This window comes from Prevotella intermedia ATCC 25611 = DSM 20706, from assembly GCF_001953955.1.
Lineage (GTDB): Bacteria > Bacteroidota > Bacteroidia > Bacteroidales > Bacteroidaceae > Prevotella > Prevotella intermedia.
Genome location: NZ_CP019300.1, coordinates 1,657,487 through 1,674,548, shown reverse-complemented (window position 1 = coordinate 1,674,548; position 17,062 = coordinate 1,657,487). Strand labels below are relative to the sequence as shown.

At 43.7% G+C, this 17,062-nt stretch carries 12 protein-coding genes; all 12 read right to left on the bottom strand.

The features are described from left to right. Positions 1–16: 16 nt before the first annotated feature. A complete protein-coding gene (locus tag BWX39_RS07210; RefSeq protein ID WP_028905093.1) occupies positions 17–2,050 on the bottom strand; it encodes a TonB-dependent receptor in 2,034 nt (677 codons plus the stop codon). 123 nt (positions 2,051–2,173) lie between these two features. Then, complete coding sequence (locus BWX39_RS07205; protein WP_028905092.1) at positions 2,174–2,746, bottom strand: GNAT family N-acetyltransferase; 573 nt, start codon at positions 2,744–2,746, stop codon at positions 2,174–2,176. 8 nt (positions 2,747–2,754) lie between these two features. Further along, positions 2,755–4,239, bottom strand: coding sequence for a phosphohexomutase domain-containing protein (locus BWX39_RS07200; RefSeq protein WP_028905091.1), 1,485 nt, complete (start codon positions 4,237–4,239; stop codon positions 2,755–2,757). Between the two features lie 386 nt (positions 4,240–4,625). Further along, the gene (locus tag BWX39_RS07195) at positions 4,626–5,216 is read right to left on the bottom strand and encodes an IMPACT family protein (RefSeq protein WP_028905090.1); all 591 of its coding nucleotides are present in this window, start codon (positions 5,214–5,216) and stop codon (positions 4,626–4,628) included. A 42-nt stretch (positions 5,217–5,258) separates the two neighbouring features. After that, complete coding sequence (locus tag BWX39_RS07190) at positions 5,259–6,506, bottom strand: DUF1015 domain-containing protein (RefSeq protein WP_028905089.1); 1,248 nt, start codon at positions 6,504–6,506, stop codon at positions 5,259–5,261. A gap of 93 nt (positions 6,507–6,599) precedes the next feature. Then, complete coding sequence (locus tag BWX39_RS07185; RefSeq protein ID WP_014709783.1) at positions 6,600–7,517, bottom strand: NAD(P)-dependent oxidoreductase; 918 nt, start codon at positions 7,515–7,517, stop codon at positions 6,600–6,602. 82 nt (positions 7,518–7,599) lie between these two features. Next, the gene (gene serC, locus BWX39_RS07180) at positions 7,600–8,670 is read right to left on the bottom strand and encodes a 3-phosphoserine/phosphohydroxythreonine transaminase (protein WP_028905088.1); all 1,071 of its coding nucleotides are present in this window, start codon (positions 8,668–8,670) and stop codon (positions 7,600–7,602) included. 206 nt (positions 8,671–8,876) lie between these two features. Beyond that, complete coding sequence (locus BWX39_RS07175; RefSeq protein ID WP_028905087.1) at positions 8,877–10,193, bottom strand: DEAD/DEAH box helicase; 1,317 nt, start codon at positions 10,191–10,193, stop codon at positions 8,877–8,879. Next, entirely contained in the window at positions 10,180–11,349 is a 1,170-nt protein-coding gene (locus tag BWX39_RS07170; protein ID WP_172460532.1) for a tetratricopeptide repeat protein, read from the bottom strand. Before BWX39_RS07170 ends, BWX39_RS07175 begins: the two co-directional genes overlap by 14 nt. Before the next feature lie 38 nt (positions 11,350–11,387). Beyond that, positions 11,388–12,500 (bottom strand): tetratricopeptide repeat protein, encoded by a 1,113-nt coding sequence (locus BWX39_RS07165; protein WP_028905085.1) that lies wholly within the window; start codon positions 12,498–12,500, stop codon positions 11,388–11,390. 156 nt (positions 12,501–12,656) lie between these two features. Further along, complete coding sequence (locus BWX39_RS07160; RefSeq protein WP_028905084.1) at positions 12,657–13,910, bottom strand: tetratricopeptide repeat protein; 1,254 nt, start codon at positions 13,908–13,910, stop codon at positions 12,657–12,659. Positions 13,911–14,004: 94 nt separating this feature from the next. Next, entirely contained in the window at positions 14,005–16,626 is a 2,622-nt protein-coding gene (gene gyrA, locus BWX39_RS07155; RefSeq protein ID WP_028905083.1) for a DNA gyrase subunit A, read from the bottom strand. Positions 16,627–17,062 lie beyond the last annotated feature (436 nt).

Here is a 17,062-nt window from a genome sequence, read left to right as displayed (position 1 = left end):
TAGTCTGTTCGTTTTGTTATAGTTCTACTTGTAATCCAACTACGCCGTTGATGCCTGGCATTGGATAATTGAGGATAACGTCGTACTTTTGGTCAAGAATATTGTTTATTTCCAACATCGTCCTGCACTTTGTACCGAAGATTTTGAAGTCGTATTGCAGACTTACGTCGCTCGTGTACCATGGTTGCATATAGTTGTTCGGTATGTTTTCTTGCTGGTTATAGCGTTTACCCGAATAGATAAAGCTGTAGTTGAGCGTCCAATTGCGGTAAGCAAGGTTCACGATAGCAGAGCCGCTGTTGTACGGAATATACGGAATTTGGTGCTTGAAGAACGTGTCGGAAGCGTCGGTAACGTCGCGTGCGTCTTGGTAAGTGTATTGCAAGCGTGCCGTAATCAAGAAATCGCTAAGCGGTTGTAACGCTATCGACCCCATAACGTCTACTCCCGTAATGTGAACACGCCCAAGATTGAGCATCGTCCATCGGAATTGCTGTCCTTTGGGGTACGCTATGATTTTATCGTGTATGGTGTTATAGTAGCCATCGGCTTGAAAATACAAGTTCCGAACAAAGCCTTGGTTGTACTGTTTGTGGAAAACCATACCTAAATCGTACTGTGTCGCACTCTCTGGCTTTAGGTTTGAGTTGCCCAAATCGGTGTAATAAAGGTCGTTGAACGTAGGCATGCGGAAGCTGCGCTTAGCAAAAGTGCGCACAGAGAACTTGGTTGTTGCGCCATTGGCATACTTATCGACCAATGGGAAGTCGATGAACAGTGCGGGAGTGAACTTTGTTATGTTGTCTCTTGCTTTCATTCCGTCCATTAAACGAGTCTTGGGGTGGAGCTTATCGTGTATGAATGATGCCAAAACCGAACCTTGTACACGCAGGAAACGAGCCTCGAAAGCGGTGGCAAAACTAATCAAGTTTGAATAGCGAGTGGGGAAAACGAAGCGATAAGTATCAGCATTGAGCTTGTTCCAACGGAAGTCGTAGCTTACAGAAGCACTCCAGTTGGGCAGTATTTCGTAGGCATTGGCAGTAGAAAGGTAGAACTCTTGCTGCCAGAAACGGTTATCGGCAGGCAGCTGTGTGGTGTCTTTATTTACATAATGTGTGCGATAAAAAGCATATTTAGCCAACCATTGCGTTGAAAAACGGTCGCTTATATCTTTTTGAAAACGATTTTGAACAAAGAAATTGAGGTCGCCTTGCCGTTCGCCTCTGCGCCAAACGTTGTTCACAATAGCACCGGGAATACCACGTTGGCTATTGTAGAAGTAAACTTTTGTGTTCCAATAGCCACGCTCCAAGATACCGTTTACATTGAAATCGATACGGTCGGCGCGTATATCGCCGTTCTGACGTATTGCCGTTGTGTCGTAAGCAACTTCTCCATTGGGCGTTACACGGCGGTAATTGAACTTGTATTTGCCACTCGAAGTAAGGTGTTCTGCATTCAGTGAAGTCGAAACGGTAGGAAGAATGTGCTGTTCCCATAAGGCAGAAAGGCGCACGAGGTCGCTCGAACCATACTTGGCTTTCAGTTTTATGTTGTAGTTCTTGCCGTTGAAAAATCGGGGTTTGCGTGTTCGGATATACACACTGCCAGCATTGCCGAAGTCGGAAGCAGGCTGAAAAATGGCACTTTTCTGTCCATTGTAAAGCGATATTTCCTCGATGTTGTCGAGCGAGAACTGTCCAAGGTCTATTTGTCCGTTCTGTGCATTGCCAAGTTCTATGCCGTCATAGAATATTCCCAAGTGGTGCGTACCCATACTACGAATGTCCACGGTCTTGATTCCGCCCACTCCGCCATAATCCTTTAGCTGAATGCCTGAGAAATAACGCAAGGCATCGGCTACGGATTGACTGTTGAGGCGTTGCAGTTCTGCACCCTTCAAACTTTGCGAGGGCACTATTTCCTGCTGCGTGAGTCGTGCTGTAATCACTACTTCCTTAATCGTATGGATAGAATCCTGCTGTGAAGTTTGTGCTTTTGCGCTCACTGCAAGGGCAAGAAGTAGAGTCAATGGCAATAATTTCATTATGCTGTTGGTTAATTTTCACTGTTTATAATGTTACCCTACGTGCAAAGATAGCACAAAGAAAAGGGACAAACAAAGAGAGTTTAGCTTATTTCTTATAATTCTCCTGTTGTTCAATACTCGTTATAGCGAATGTACCAAGTGGCGCATAGCGTGGCCGCCCCATTGGTTATCGTCTTTATAAACAAAGCCTACTGTTTTGTAAAGCACTTCTGCCTGTGGGTTGTTCGTATCTACCAACAGTCCCGAGGGTAGGTTCATGCGTTTTCCCTTCGCTATCGTTGCACGCAGAAGCTGCTTGGCAATGCCGTTGCCACGATGTTCTTTCGCCACGCAAAGCGAGTCTATATAAAGTTCGCCTGCCGATGTTTCGTCGGGAATATCAGAGAAATCGCGACCGAAAGCCACCTTTGCACCGTCTATAAATGCCTTGCGGAGCGTGCGAAGCAAGCCTCCGTCGTAGCTGACACATACGCCAACGACTTTGTTTTCGGGCGTAGTGGCAACGAGGGTGTTAAGGTAAGAATATTGCGAATCGGTACGTTCGACGAGCTTTTTCATAAGATTGAAAAAGTCGTCCAACGTATGTTGCGGTCCTGCAAACCATTGGCAGCACTCGTGGTTCATAGCTTCCATTATCATTTCGGCTATGACGGCTGACTGCTCAAGGCGTGCTGAAACTATTTTTACCTCCATTTTGTATGTTACTGCTTCAATGCTTTAAAGTCGGAAAGAAAAGCAAGAACTCGGTCGGTGATACGATTGACACCACCTTCAATGTTCGATTCGATGTTCAAAGGTAGCACTGGGTCGTGCAGCGATTGGCGAAGCAAGAAGCAACCTTGTTCCTTTTCACTTGTACAAGCGATGCGCACACCTTCGTAGTTGGGCGATACCAGCTGCCAATCGTGTTCTTTTTCGGCTGCCGCCTTGATGTGTTCCAACACCTGTTCGCCATAGGTTTTAAAGTCATCGGTGTCGATTTTAAAGCGTATTTCCTTGCTTTCGACAGGTTGCTGAAGGTCGGCGATAAGGTCTTGGAGTTCTTTTCCTTCCTTGCGCAGGCAGGCAGCTTCTACAATTAGCTTTGCTACAAGATACGCTCCATCGTCCAAGAAGTAGTTTTCGCGCAGTGCAGCGTGTCCCGATGTTTCGATTGCAAGCCACGATTCCTCGCCGTTTTCATTCAAACGGAGCGACTCGTTGATAACATTCTTGTATCCACGGCGGAAACGATGATGCTTTCCGTTGCGGTCGGCAATAAACTTTGCCAAGCCATCTGACGTTACAGAGTCGGTAACGATGGTGCTTTCGGGGTGTTCACGCAATATTACGGCTGCTATTAAGGCAATGAGTGCGTTGCGGTTGATGGATTTTCCTGTTCTATCGACAATGGCAGAACGGTCTACATCGGTATCGAAGATAATGCCTAAATCAGCTTTATTGTCTACAACGGCTTTGCAAATAGAAGCCATTGCCTCTTTGTTTTCGGGGTTAGGAATATGGTTGGGGAAGTGCCCGTCAGGCTCAAGGAACTGACTTCCCATAGTATCTGCTCCCAATGGCTTCAACACTTTGGTGGCAAAAAAGCCGCCTGCGCCATTGCCTGCATCTACGATGATGCGCATACCTCTCAGCGGTTGGTCGCCGTTGTTCACGCCACGGCGAATATAGTTGGCAAGTATGTCGCAGTAGGTAGCCATAAAATCAACGGCTTTCACCTCGCCATTGCCTTTCTTTTCAGCACCCATAAACTGTGGTGCAAGCTCTAAGATGCGCGCAATGTCTGCCTTTTCCAATCCACCTTTTGCTGTAAAGAACTTCAGTCCGTTTCTGTTCCAAGGCAAATGGCTTGCTGTAATCATAACTGCACCGTCGGCATTAAGCTGCTCATCTACCGTTGCCATAAACATTGCTGGCGTAGATGCCATACCAAAGCTAAGCACAGTTGCGCCAACAGCAGCTGCACCATTGGCAAAGGCTTGTAGGAGTGCAGGACTGGAAATGCGAGAATCGCTACCCACGGCAATGGTTTGTGCCGTCTTTCCATTCTTCTCGCCCAGCCAAGCTACAAATGCTTGTGCCAAAGCAGTTGTTACTTCGTTGGTGAGGTTTACGCTTTCGCCTTCAATTCCTTCGAGTGCCACGCCTCTTATATCCGAGCCGTTCTGCAGTTTTTTCCAGTCCATTTATCTTATTTTAAATAGTTCTTATATATAATAAGGTGTGTAGAAGTGCACAAGGCATACTTGCCTTTGCACATTCTGATGGCAAAGGTACTGAATTTTTCGGTATTATGCAGGTCTTATTGGTTTATCTTTTGGAACAGTAGAAATTTAGCAGAGAGAACTTGCTATATAGGCGAAAAACAGCAATAAAGCTGTAAATATTTTTCGCAAGCATATCCAACGCTTAACAACCTTGTTATCAATGCGTTACAAAACCTATTGTTTTGCATTCCAAAAGCGGCTGTTTTGCACGGTAAAAGCGTAGGTTTTGCGTTGCAAAAGAGCCGCTTTCGCAACGTCAAAGCGCAGTTATCGCTTTTTAACGGAATTATTTTTACAAAACCTTGTTAGGCGAACGATAGTTTTTTCAGTCGTGTTTCGAGTTGCTCGGCAAGCGATTGACGAATGGAAAGGACGATTTCGCAAGTGTTATCGAAGTTTTGTTCAACAATGTTGGCATTCATTTCCTTCACTATCTTCATAACATCGTTCATCATAGGATAAGAAAAGGTGTAGCGAACAATGTGTTCTACAAACTTTTCTTCTATTTCCGAATGTGCTATACCGTCGGCAGCAGCTTCACGATAAGCAACAATGAGTCCGCTCGTGCCAAGTTTGACACCTCCGAAGTATCGGATTACGCAAATCAAAGTATTGGTAATGTCGTTGCTGACAAGCTGTCCGAGAATGGGTTTCCCTGCCGTTGATGACGGCTCGCCATCGTCGTTGGCACGAAATTCTGCACCGTCGGCACCTAAACGGTAGGCATAGCAGCAGTGGCGTGCATCGTAATATTTCTTCTTGTAGTGCTTTATTATCTCCAAAGCCTCTTCGGCAGAATCAATATGATGCACAAAGGCGAGGAATTTACTCCTCTTTTCGGAATAAAACCCCTCGCCAATTGTGTTTTTATGTACTGTTCTGTACTTATCTGTCATTAATTAACTTGATGTGAAATCAAAATTAATGATGTCGTAAACTTATGAAAGCTTGTGAATGATAAGACCTGAACGGAGTTTTGGCTCGAACCAAGTAGCCTTAGGAGGCATAATCTTGCCGCTGTCGGCAATATCCATAATCTGCTGCATAGAAACAGGGTAGAGAGCCAAAGCCATCTTCATTTCGCCACTGTCTACACGCTTCTTGAGTTCTTCGAGACCACGAAGACCACCTACGAAGTCGATGCGGTCGCTTGAACGCAAGTCCTTGATGTCGAGAAGTTCGTCGAGAATCAAACGGCTTGAGATATCAACGTCGAGTACGCCGATTGGGTCGTTGTTGTCGTATGTACCTTCCTTGGCTGTGAGCGAGTACCATTCGCCTTCCAAGTAGAGTGAGAACTCGTGCAAAGCAGCTGGCTTATAGATAGCAGCACCCTTCTTCTCAACGATGAAGTTCTTGTTCAATGCTTCGAGGAACTGAGCAGGTGTCATACCGTTCAAGTCCTTAACAACACGGTTGTAGTCGAGAATGGTAAGTTCAGATGCTTGGAAGCAAACAGCCATAAAGTAGTTGTACTCTTCCTTTCCTGTGTGGTTTGGATTAGCCTTTGCCTTTTCGCCACCTACAAGACCTGCAGCAGCTGAACGGTGGTGACCGTCTGCAATGTAAAGACTTGGCATCTTTGCAAACTCTTCAGTGATGGTCTTGATGTCCTTATCGTCAGAAACTACCCAAAGCTTATGACCGAAACCATCGATAGGAGCGATGAAGTCGTATTCTGGAGTAGTAGCTGCGTAGCGAGTAGTGATTTCCTTCAATACTGGGTTATCAGGATAAGCGAAGAATACAGGCTCGATGTTGGCATCGTTTACACGAACGTGCTTCATACGGTCTTCTTCCTTGTCGCGACGTGTAAGCTCGTGCTTCTTGATAACACCGTCTACATAGTCCTGGCAAGCAGCACCGACAACGATACCATACTGTGTCTTGCCGTTCATTGTCTGAGCATAGATATAGTATTGTTCCTTGTCGTCTTGTACCAACCAACCCTTGTCTTGGAACATCTTGAAGTTCTCAGCAGCCTTTTCGTAAACACGTGGGTCGTATTCGCTTGTGCCTTCTGGGAAGTCGATTTCAGGCTTAATGATATGATAAAGGCTCTTTTCGTTGCCCTTAGCTTCTTCGCGTGCTTCCTCTGAATTCAATACGTCGTATGGACGGCTTTCTACTTGTTCAACGAACTCCTTTGGAGGACGAACACCTTTAAATGGTTTTACTATTGCCATAATATATTGTAGATATAAAATAAAAGCAGATTATCAGGGCTTTTGCTGTTGTATAAGCATAGTTCCTAATAATCTGCAATATGGGTTTAAATATTATTTATTTACTTGGAATTTGGTATCGCCAGTAGCGAAGAAAGCATTGATTTGCTTTGCTGCTGCAATACCAGCGTTGATGTTAGCTTCAGCTGTTTGAGCACCCATCTTCTTAGGTGTGCTGAAGTAACGGCCTTCAAACTTAGCAAATTCTGCGTCAGCGTCTGGCTTGATGTCGGTGATGAACTTCAAGTCTTCGCGTTCGCCCATCAACTTGATGAGTTCTGGTTCGTTGATAACTTCCTTACGAGCAGTGTTGATAAGAGTACCGCCCTTAGCCATCTTGTTTACGAGAGCGTAGTTGATGCTCTGCTTTGTTTCAGGAGTTGCAGGAATGTGAAGAGAAACGATGTCGCAAGTTTCGAACAAAGCCTCTTGGTTATCAACAGCCTTAACACCTGCAGCTTCGATAACGTCCTTTGGACAGAATGCATCGTAAGCATAAACTTCCATACCGAAGCCCTTAGCAATGCGAGCAACGTTGCGACCAACATTACCAAATGCAAGGATACCGAGCTTCTTGCCCATCAATTCAGAACCGCTCTTGCCGTTGTAGAAGTTGCGTGCGCCATAAACGAGCATACCCAAAACAAGTTCAGCAACTGCGTTTGAGTTCTGACCTGGAGTATTTTCAGCAACAACATTGTGTGCAGTAGCTGCAGCGAGGTCGATGTTGTCGTAACCAGCACCTGCGCGAACCACAATCTTCAAGTTCTTAGCAGCTTCGAAAACTTCTGCGGTAGCCTTGTCTGAACGAATGATAAGTGCGTCAGCGTCCTTGACAGCGTCTAACAACTGTGCTGTTTCTGTATATTTTTCTAAAAGTGCGAGTTCGTGTCCTGCACCTTCAACTTCTTTTCTGATGCCTTCAACAGCTGCTGCTGCGAATGGCTTTTCTGTTGCAATTAAAACCTTCATAGTAATAAATTTTTATAACGCAAGTACACGGATATAACCTTTTGTGGGTCTATCCGTGCATTTGCTATATTCTGTTTTTAAATTAGTGCTTAGCTTCAAATTCCTTCATTGCTGCAGCAAGAGCCTTGCAGCCTTCAACTGTCATTGCGTTGTAGCAGCTTGCGCGGAATCCACCAACATCGCGGTGTCCCTTGATACCAACCATACCTCTTTCGGTAGCAAACTTGAAGAACTCGTCTTGGAGGTCAGCATACTCGTCGTTGAGAACGAAGCAGATGTTCATATAAGAACGGTCTTCCTCGCACTTAACTGTACCACGGAACAACTTGTTGCGGTCGATTTCGCCGTAAACAATGTCAGCACGTTCCTTAGCAAGTTTCTCCATAGCTTCAACACCACCATTAGCCTTAATCCAACGGAGGTTCTCCATTGCTGTGTAGATTGGCACTACTGGAGGAGTATTGAACATAGAACCCTTCTTGATGTGTGTACGATAATCCAACATTGTTGGGATTTCGCGCTGTACACGACCGAGAACTTCGTCCTTAATGATAATGAATGTTACACCAGCCATTGAGAGGTTCTTCTGTGCACCACCATAAATACAGTCGTACTTAGAAACGTCTACTGGACGGCTGAAGATGTCTGAAGACATATCACCAATCATACGAACCGGTACGTCCAAGTCTTTGTGGTACTCTGTACCATAGATTGTGTTATTGGTAGTGATGTGCAAGTAGTCCAAATCTGTAGGAACGTCGAAGTTCTTTGGAAGGTATGTGTAGTTATCATTAGCTGATGATGCAACTTCAACAACTTCTCCAAACAACTTAGCTTCCTTCATAGCCTTCTTTGCCCAAACACCAGTGTTCAAGTAACCAGCCTTCTTTACCAAGAAGTTGAAAGGAATCATGCAGAACTCAAGTGATGCACCACCACCTAAGAAGAGCACTGAATAGCCTTCAGGAACATTTAACACTTCCTTTACCAAAGCCATTGCTTCGTCCATAACTGGTTGGAAATCCTTTGAACGGTGGCTGATTTCAGAAAGTGAAAGACCAATACCGTTGAAATCTAAGATAGCACTTGCTGTTTTTTCAATTACTTCACGTGGAAGAATGCATGGACCAGCACCAAAATTGTACTTCTTCATGATGATATTAATTTTTTAGTTGAACTTATTTATTATTATATTATTATTTTTTCTAAGGGGTGTATAGGTTTAGTTATACGTCTGCGAAATTAAAGAAATTATTTGATATAGGCAAATATTTAAGCATATTTTCACATTATATTTTATTGTGCAATCATTCTTTTTTGCTCGCAAATTGCAAATTACACAACATTATAACACTGCTGCTACCGAACCTCTTCCACAACGGTACTAATCCCCTTTATTTTCTCACCTTTCGTCATTTTCAGAATTTGAGATATTTTTGTGCGGGGAACGGCAACATAAGTAAAGCGTGGCATTACATCTATTCTGCCTATATCGGTTTGCTTTAACCCTGCCTTCTTGCACAAAAAGCCGACTATATCACCTTTCGACATTTTGTCTTTCTTGCCCTTACCTATATATAATGTAGTCATACGGGCAGGCTTTACAGCGGGTAACGTTGCTGGAAGTTCCATTGTTTCCACTTCCTGTTCTACGTATTCGGGAAGTTGTTCCTCTGGTCCAAGTACGAAGAATGCATTACCTTGCTTGTCCCAACGGGCAGTTCTACCTACCCTGTGTACGTATTCGTCTTCGTTTTCGGGCAGATGGTAATGAATAATATTGTCTACATCAGGAATGTCCAAGCCTCTTGCTCCCAAGTTCGTGCTTACAAATATATTGGCCGAACCATTCGAAAAGCGATACAACATAACTTCGCGTTCTTTCTGTTCTAATCCTCCGTGGAACATGGAAACAGCGAAACCTTCTTCTTTTAAGTAGGTAGCGGTGCGAATAACGGCATCTCGGTAATTCAAGAAAACAATGCTGCTTTCATCGCCTAAGTACTTTAACAGGTTGGAAAGCGTTTCCAACTTGTCCTTCTCTGCACTACGAACGATGCGTAGTTGAACACGATTGGGGACTTTTTCTTCTTCGTCTCGGTAGTCTACGCGTATGTTTCGCCCCATATTCACGAACTTCGGAATAGATTCAGCTTCGGTTGCTGAAAGTAATATGCGGCGTTCTACTGCTGGCAACTTTCCAACAATTTCCTGCATTTCATCTTGGAAACCCATTTCCAAGCACTTATCGAACTCGTCGATAATGAGCCATTGAATGTTTTCCGCCATTAAGTTTCCTTTGTCAAGGTGGTCGTTCAATCTCCCCGGAGTGGCAAAAAGGATTTGTGGTTTTACGTTGCGCATTTCCCGATGTTCGTCCATTGTCGGTCTGCCACCATAAAGTGCCATTGCTCTTAACCCCGCCTTAATATCTTGAATTACATTCGCCGACTGCTTAGCTAATTCTCTTCCTGGTACCAAAACGACTGCTTGCACTTCGTCTTTTGTTGAATCTAACAGCTGTATCAAAGGAAATAGATAGGCGTACGTCTTTCCTGAACCCGTTGGCGACAACACTATCACATCTTTATTAGAACGCAAGATAGCTTCTGAAGTAGCTTCCTGCATTGAGTTCAGTTCTATTCCTAACTTTTCTATTATTTTATTTATTTTCATTCCGTAGTCTATCTATTTCATCAAATTCTTTTCCCATATTCAGATTCAGATAAATTGTATATAGCGGTGCTAACCATTTATCTCGTGCCTTCGGTGCTAATTTCTTGTACTGCTCAAGATAAGGCATTGCCGTTTCATACAGTTTGCTTATCTTTGCCCTTTTAGAACGGTTTTGTTGCATTTTAGCCAACTCGATGGCTTGGTCGAAATAAGCTAACCCAATGTTACAATAGGCATCGGCAAACTTGTCGTTTTCTTTTATAAGTTGTAGGCAGATGTCTATACATTCTTTATAACGACCCAAGTTCAGCAATGCAGTACTCTTCGTAAAACGGAATAACACGCTGGTGGAATCTGCCTCTAAAGCTTTGTCTGTGATGCGGAGTGCCATTTCGTTATCGCCCTTTTTGACATAGTATTCTACCAAACGAGGGAAGAAAAACGCAAAGTTAGGGTATTCCTTAAAGCCTTCTTGCAAGGCTTTTAAATACTTTACTGTGTCTTTCTGCACTAAATAAGCATCGGCTTCATACTGTCTTACAAAGTTCAACATTGATGTATCACGCTCAGCTAAACGCAGATGGCGCATTGTTTTCTCCGTATCTTTCAGTTTATAGCCACAATACATCGCCCAATAGGCTGCATGTGGCATCAATACATCTTTGTGTTCGTAGTCGTAACCGACAAAAAGCGATTGCTTATCGCTCTTTATATAATTGTCGAAATAGTCGTAAGCGGTGTTGTAATCCTTTGTATGAATAAAGTATGTACCGCCATTAAACAAGTTCGGACGAATGGAATTAAGCAGCTGTGCATGGCGTGCTCTATACTTTGGACGTATTGGAGTTGGTGTATACAGGCGGGCATCAATAGAATCGAAGCTCGCCATTGTTTCGTACATTCGCTTTGTAACAGAGAAGAAGGCTGCCGTATCGTACTTTTGCTTTAAGTACAACTTCTCGTTTCCTTGCTCGTATTGCTTTATCAGAACATCGCAGAGTACTATCCAAATCTTTGTATTCGTGCGATTGGTAAAGTCTTCCAGCAATGTCCGCATCGATTTTTCTGCTTTATTTAATTCCTTACCAGCCTTCAGCAAATCACGTGCTGTTGCTATTTGCTTCTTCTGTGCAAATACCAACAACGGACAAAACATCAGTATGTATAATAGTGTTTTCTTCAAATTATTCCGTTTCACTTCTTAAATTTATTCGTCAATGCTTCTAATTCTTGTGCTTTTATCTTATCGCCAAGTAAGGTATAAGCCATATACAATGGGTTCACCCAGTCCACTTTGTTGCGCCGTGGGTCTTTGGCTCTCACACGTTCAAGATAGTTTCGTGCGTCAGCAAAATATACCATATAGTCGTTTTCCGATATAAGCTCTCCTTGTTGCTGTTTCTCCAACACTTCGTTTCTTATTTCCAATCCTCGCATATTTAAGCAAACACCTATATTAAAAGCCACTGGGATAAGGTTAGGGGAAAGTTCATCAGCCAGTTTGTATGCCTCAATGGCTTCGTCCCATCTGCCTGCTTGCATAGCTATTTCGCCTTTCAATATCCAAGGAACAGCCGATTTGGAGTCGTTTACAAGCTGCTGGTCAATAAAGCTCTCTATATTAAAGCGTGCTGTAGAGTGCTGGTAGAACTTCATTAACCACGAGAAATATTTGGAATTAGTGGGTTCTGTTTCGTATAACTTTGCCAATACGGCAAGATATTGCAATGAGTCTTCAGCATTTTTCATTTGTTCGCCCATGCATTCGGCTTTCACTTCCACCGATGCTTGCGCCGTTTCTTCATATTGCATAGCTAAGTCGGCATATTTTTCTGCCATTCTGAAGTTTCTCGATTTCAAGTAGTCGTAAGCCAAATAGTATGCCGCTATACCACTTTCGTCGGGTATATCAATCACCATTGGGTTATTTCTTGCGGTTAAATAAAGTTCTAAAGCCTTCTGCCCTTCTACTTTTGTGTAGCTGTTCTTTAGCAAAAACTGTCCTGCATCTATCAGCATCGGGTACAATGTTGTTACACGCAACATATTTTGTTCGCCAAACTCAGTCTTCATCTTTCCTTTACGATTAGGCATTCGGTCGTATTCTTCGCATTTCAGCGAATATGTTATGCCGTCTACCACAGCGCGATAGACAGTGAGCGAATCCCTATTCGTATTTGTTTGTACTCGATTGTAAGCGGCTTCAGCCTGTTTATTCAGTTTTGCTGCATTTGCTTTATTGTCTTGCGCCTGTACCGACAGAAAACAAAAAGATAGAAATGAGATAAATGCTATTAACTTCTTCATAAGCCTACATAATAGTTGTATGTCCTATTCTCTACCATTGGGGCTTATTGACAAAGTATTTTAAATGAAAAATGAAACAATGTCGGAATAGGATTTATAAAAGAGTTTCCCCTTTTTGGGTATGCAAGCACACCAAAAAAGGGGAACGATATGATATTATTCTTCATAACCTGCGTCAGCAGCGAGTGCTTTTGTTTCAGGTGCCTGAGGACCCTTAACGAAATAATAGCTTCCGTAAAGAGGATATGCCCACAAGTTCTTGTTCTGCTTTGTAGTGTCAAGTTCTTTAGCTTTTTCCAAGTAAGAAATAGCTTCGTTGTAAACAACATTGAATTGTGCACGTGCTTCCTTGGTCAAGTTCTTCACTGCCATTACACGTTCCTGCGCCTTGTAGAAGAGGCATTGACCGATTGATGCGTTGATAGCGATTTGTGCGCTTTCATCGCTTGCCAATGGCAAAGCCTTCTTCAATGCTGCAACAGCACCGTCGTAGTTCTTCTTAACACTTTCAAACTGACCTTTTAATACAAGCGCGCTATAGCTGTTAGGGTCTTTAGCAAGGTGATTGTCAATAATCTGCATAGCCTTGTCGTTCATACGAAGTGCGTTGTAAGTAGAAGCCAATGTTGAAAGAACTGCCTCGTTTGATGGGTCTTGCGCATAGATAGACTCAAGTTTCTCTGCGTATGCAATAGAGTCCTGACGGCTCTTTAATTGTGAACCAATAATGGCAAGTTTCAAGTTTTGTGCTTCCTTAGCACGTTCTTGGTTCTTCAATGCGTACTCTACATACTTCTCTGCCTTTGCAAAGTCGTTGTTTTGGTAAGCATAAATCGTTGCAAAGTAAGCTATTTCAGTCAAGTTCTGGTCTTGTTCCTTGAACTTGATAAATTCAGGATAGTCTGCTGATTCAACATACTCTGCCAAATACTTGTATGCCATCTTCTCGTCCTTACCTTGGAAATAGATACCAGCATTGATAAGTGTTGGACGGAGTTTGTAAACCTGTTCTACCAAACCAGAGAATTTAGGCTTTACCTTGCCCTTTTGATTTGGCAGATTGTCGTACTTAATGGCTTCAATACCAGAGTCGAAAGCCGCACCTGCCGCCATATAGAGTCCTTTTTCGTCTACTGGTCGGTTGCCTTCTTTGCCCATTTGCTTCTGAGTCTCATTCTCCAACTGAATACCTTGCTCGTAGTTTACTTTCTTCATAGCCAATTCGTAAAGACGGTTGTAAGCCTTAGCCTTTTCGTCGTTACCTGCGAGTTGGTCTAGAGTAGATTGCAAAAGATTAGCAGCTTCAGCATAGTTCTGAGCCTTCATAATTGCTTTCAATGGTTCGCTGTCGCCAGCAAAAGCAGCCGATGTTCCTATTAACATCATCACTGCCATGATTAATTTTTTCATATTAGTTTATAATTTAAAGATTAATACTCGTTATTAAGCTCTCTCTATTCAATATATACGATTTTCCAATAACGTTTAAACTTATCACTTTATTTTATTCAAAATCTACCGATGGTGCTGCCGTTTCCGTGCTTTCATCGTCTGCGGTGCCATTGTTGGCTTTGTCTTCGCTGCCTCCTGCAAGTCCGTTCTTGAAGTCTTCGTTTGCTTTGTTCCACTGCGAACGACTTTCTTCTTCCACTTGTTCTTCCATTTCGGCACTCATAACTTTGCACACCGATGCTATCACATCGTTTTTCTTTGCAAGGTTGATAAGACGAACACCTTGTGTAGCACGTCCCATAACACGGCATTCAGCTACTGAAAGACGGATAACGATTCCACTCTGATTGATAATCATAAGGTCGTTTTCATCGGTTACATTCTTTATTGCAACTAATTTTCCTGTCTTTTCGGTTATGTTCAGAGTCTTCACGCCCTTACCGCCACGGTTTGTAAGTCGGTAGTCTTCAACACCTGAACGTTTTCCGTAGCCTTCTTCCGATACCACCATCACCGTTTCGGTTTCAGCATCGTTTACTACAATCATACCTACCACAGCATCGTCGCCGTCCTCGTCGAGGCGCATACCACGCACACCCGTAGACACACGTCCCATTGTGCGTACTGCCTCTTCGTTGAAGCGACACGCACGACCGTTGCGGTTGGCTATGATGAGTTCGTTATGACCGTTTGTCAAGCGTACATTTACCACCTCGTCGCCTTCGTTTATGTTGATGGCTATCACGCCATTGGTACGTGGACGTGAGTAGTGGCGCAGCGATGTCTTCTTCACCAAACCGCATTTTGTAGCGAATACTACATAGTGTGAGTCGAGGAATTCCTCATCGTCTAAGCCTTTTATACGCAAGAATGCGTTTACGCTATCGTCTGGGTCGAGTGCCAACATATTCTGAATGGCACGTCCTTTCGATGTCTTGTCACCTTCAGGAATGTCGTAACACTTCATCCAGAAGCAACGTCCTTTCTTCGTAAAGAACAACATTGTCTGGTGCATGGTTGCTGGATAGATGAATTCCGTGAAGTCCTTATCTCTTGTGCGCGCACCTTTCGAGCCTACGCCACCACGTGCTTGCTCCTTAAAGTCGGCAAGCGGTGTACGCTTAATGTAGCCAAGGTGGCTGATGGTGATAACTACTGGGTCGTTAGGATAGAAGTCTTCGGCATTGAACTCGTGTTCGTCTGGAATGATTTCGGTACGACGAGCATCACCATACTTCTCTTTCACTTCTTGGAGTTCTTCCTTCATCACTTCCTTGCAACGTTCTGGGTTATCGAGAATTTCCTGCAAGTTCTTTATCGTCTGCATCAATTCGTCGTATTCAGCGTGCAACTGGTCCATACGCAAACCTGTGAGTTGCGACAGGCGCATATCTACAATTGCCTTCGATTGCAGTTCGTCTAACTCGAAACGCTTCTCCAAGTTGGTTTGTGCTTCTGCTGGAGTTTGACTTGCACGAATGATGTGCACCACTTCGTCAATATTGTCGCAGGCTATAATCAAGCCTTCCAAGATGTGGGCACGCTCTTTTGCCTTGTTCAACTCGAACTTTGTACGACGAATGGTTACGTCGTGGCGGTGCTCTACAAAGTATTTCACACACTCTTGCAAGCTCAACAAGCGTGGACGACCGTTTACAAGTGCAATGCAGTTTACAGAGAACGAGCTTTGCAATGCAGTCATCTTGAACAACTTGTTCAAAATAATGTTGGCATTGGCATCGCGTTTTACGTCTACTACGATGCGCATACCTTGCCTACCTGTTTCGTCGTTCACGTTTGAAATACCTTCCAACTTGCCTTCTTTCACCAAGTCGGCAATGTATTCAATCAGTTGCTGCTTGTTTACACCGTATGGAATTTCGGTTACAACAATCTTATCGTGCTGGTCGTCGCTTTCTATTTCAGCCTTTGCGCGCATCACCACGCGTCCCTTACCTGTTTCGTAAGCGTCTTTTACGCCTTGTAAACCGTAGATATAAGCACCTGTTGGGAAGTCTGGAGCAGGTATATACTGCATCAACTCATCGACAGTAATGTCGGGATTGTCGATGTAGGCGCAACAACCGTCTATCACTTCGTTTAGGTTGTGTGTAGGAATGTTTGTCGCCATACCCACGGCAATACCGTTGCCGCCATTTACAAGCAGGTTCGGAATTTTGGTTGGCATCACGGCGGGTTCCTTCAACGTGTCGTCGAAGTTGTTCACCATGTCTACCGTGTCTTTCTCAATGTCGTCCATTACGTGCTCGCCCATCTTTGCCAAGCGGCACTCTGTGTAACGCATAGCTGCTGGTGAGTCGCCATCGACAGAGCCAAAGTTACCTTGTCCGTCCACAAGTTTGTAGCGCATATTCCACTCCTGTCCCATGCGCACCAGTGCGCCGTACACAGAAGAGTCGCCGTGTGGGTGATATTTACCAAGCACTTCGCCAACGACACGTGCACATTTCTTGTAAGGTTGATTACTAAAGTTACCAATGCCGCGCATACCGTAGAGGATACGGCGGTGCACTGGTTTAAAACCATCGCGTACATCTGGAAGCGCACGAGCCACAATCACCGACATAGAATAGTCGATGTAAGAGCTTTTCATCTCTTCCTCAATGTTTATTTTTAAAATACGGTCCTGGTCTATTGTCTGATTTTCGTCCATTATATATATGTATTTTTATTTTCTGTCGTAGTAGCTTTCTGCAAACCCTTACATTTCAAACGAAAATCGCCGTAAATGGCATTTATTTTCGTTTTAAGGGCTTTTAGTAGCTATTTCAAGCTGTAAAAGTACGAAATAAAAACGACATACAAACCCTTAAAAGCGAAAAAAACAGTATTTTAAGGATTGTTATAGGTGATGTAGGCGTTTATAGTGGTGCAACGAAACAAGCGGACAGCGCAAGAATGTATGGGCAGAAGGTACAATATAAGGCGTAGATTATTTGTTACTGATAAAGTAAGCTCGGCATAAAAAAGTAGGTCAAGCAGGCAATCTTACAGATGTTTTTAAGCAAGCCCTCTAATGAGAGAGTGAGAGGATTTTGGCTTAACTTTGTAAAGGTAATTCTGTTAAAAAGTGATAACTGCGCTTTGGC

What these genes read in the sequence shown, in the direction of transcription:
- BWX39_RS07210 (WP_028905093.1), bottom strand. Translation starts at nt 2,050, where the DNA reads ATGAAATTATTGCCATTGACTCTACTTCTTGCCCTTGCAGTGAGCGCA.
- BWX39_RS07205 (WP_028905092.1), bottom strand. Translation starts at nt 2,746, where the DNA reads ATGGAGGTAAAAATAGTTTCAGCACGCCTTGAGCAGTCAGCCGTCATA.
- BWX39_RS07200 (WP_028905091.1), bottom strand. Translation starts at nt 4,239, where the DNA reads ATGGACTGGAAAAAACTGCAGAACGGCTCGGATATAAGAGGCGTGGCA.
- BWX39_RS07195 (WP_028905090.1), bottom strand. Translation starts at nt 5,216, where the DNA reads ATGACAGATAAGTACAGAACAGTACATAAAAACACAATTGGCGAGGGG.
- BWX39_RS07190 (WP_028905089.1), bottom strand. Translation starts at nt 6,506, where the DNA reads ATGGCAATAGTAAAACCATTTAAAGGTGTTCGTCCTCCAAAGGAGTTC.
- BWX39_RS07185 (WP_014709783.1), bottom strand. Translation starts at nt 7,517, where the DNA reads ATGAAGGTTTTAATTGCAACAGAAAAGCCATTCGCAGCAGCAGCTGTT.
- serC (WP_028905088.1), bottom strand. Translation starts at nt 8,670, where the DNA reads ATGAAGAAGTACAATTTTGGTGCTGGTCCATGCATTCTTCCACGTGAA.
- BWX39_RS07175 (WP_028905087.1), bottom strand. Translation starts at nt 10,193, where the DNA reads ATGAAAATAAATAAAATAATAGAAAAGTTAGGAATAGAACTGAACTCA.
- BWX39_RS07170 (WP_172460532.1), bottom strand. Translation starts at nt 11,349, where the DNA reads ATGTTTTGTCCGTTGTTGGTATTTGCACAGAAGAAGCAAATAGCAACA.
- BWX39_RS07165 (WP_028905085.1), bottom strand. Translation starts at nt 12,500, where the DNA reads ATGAAGAAGTTAATAGCATTTATCTCATTTCTATCTTTTTGTTTTCTG.
- BWX39_RS07160 (WP_028905084.1), bottom strand. Translation starts at nt 13,910, where the DNA reads ATGAAAAAATTAATCATGGCAGTGATGATGTTAATAGGAACATCGGCT.
- gyrA (WP_028905083.1), bottom strand. Translation starts at nt 16,626, where the DNA reads ATGGACGAAAATCAGACAATAGACCAGGACCGTATTTTAAAAATAAAC.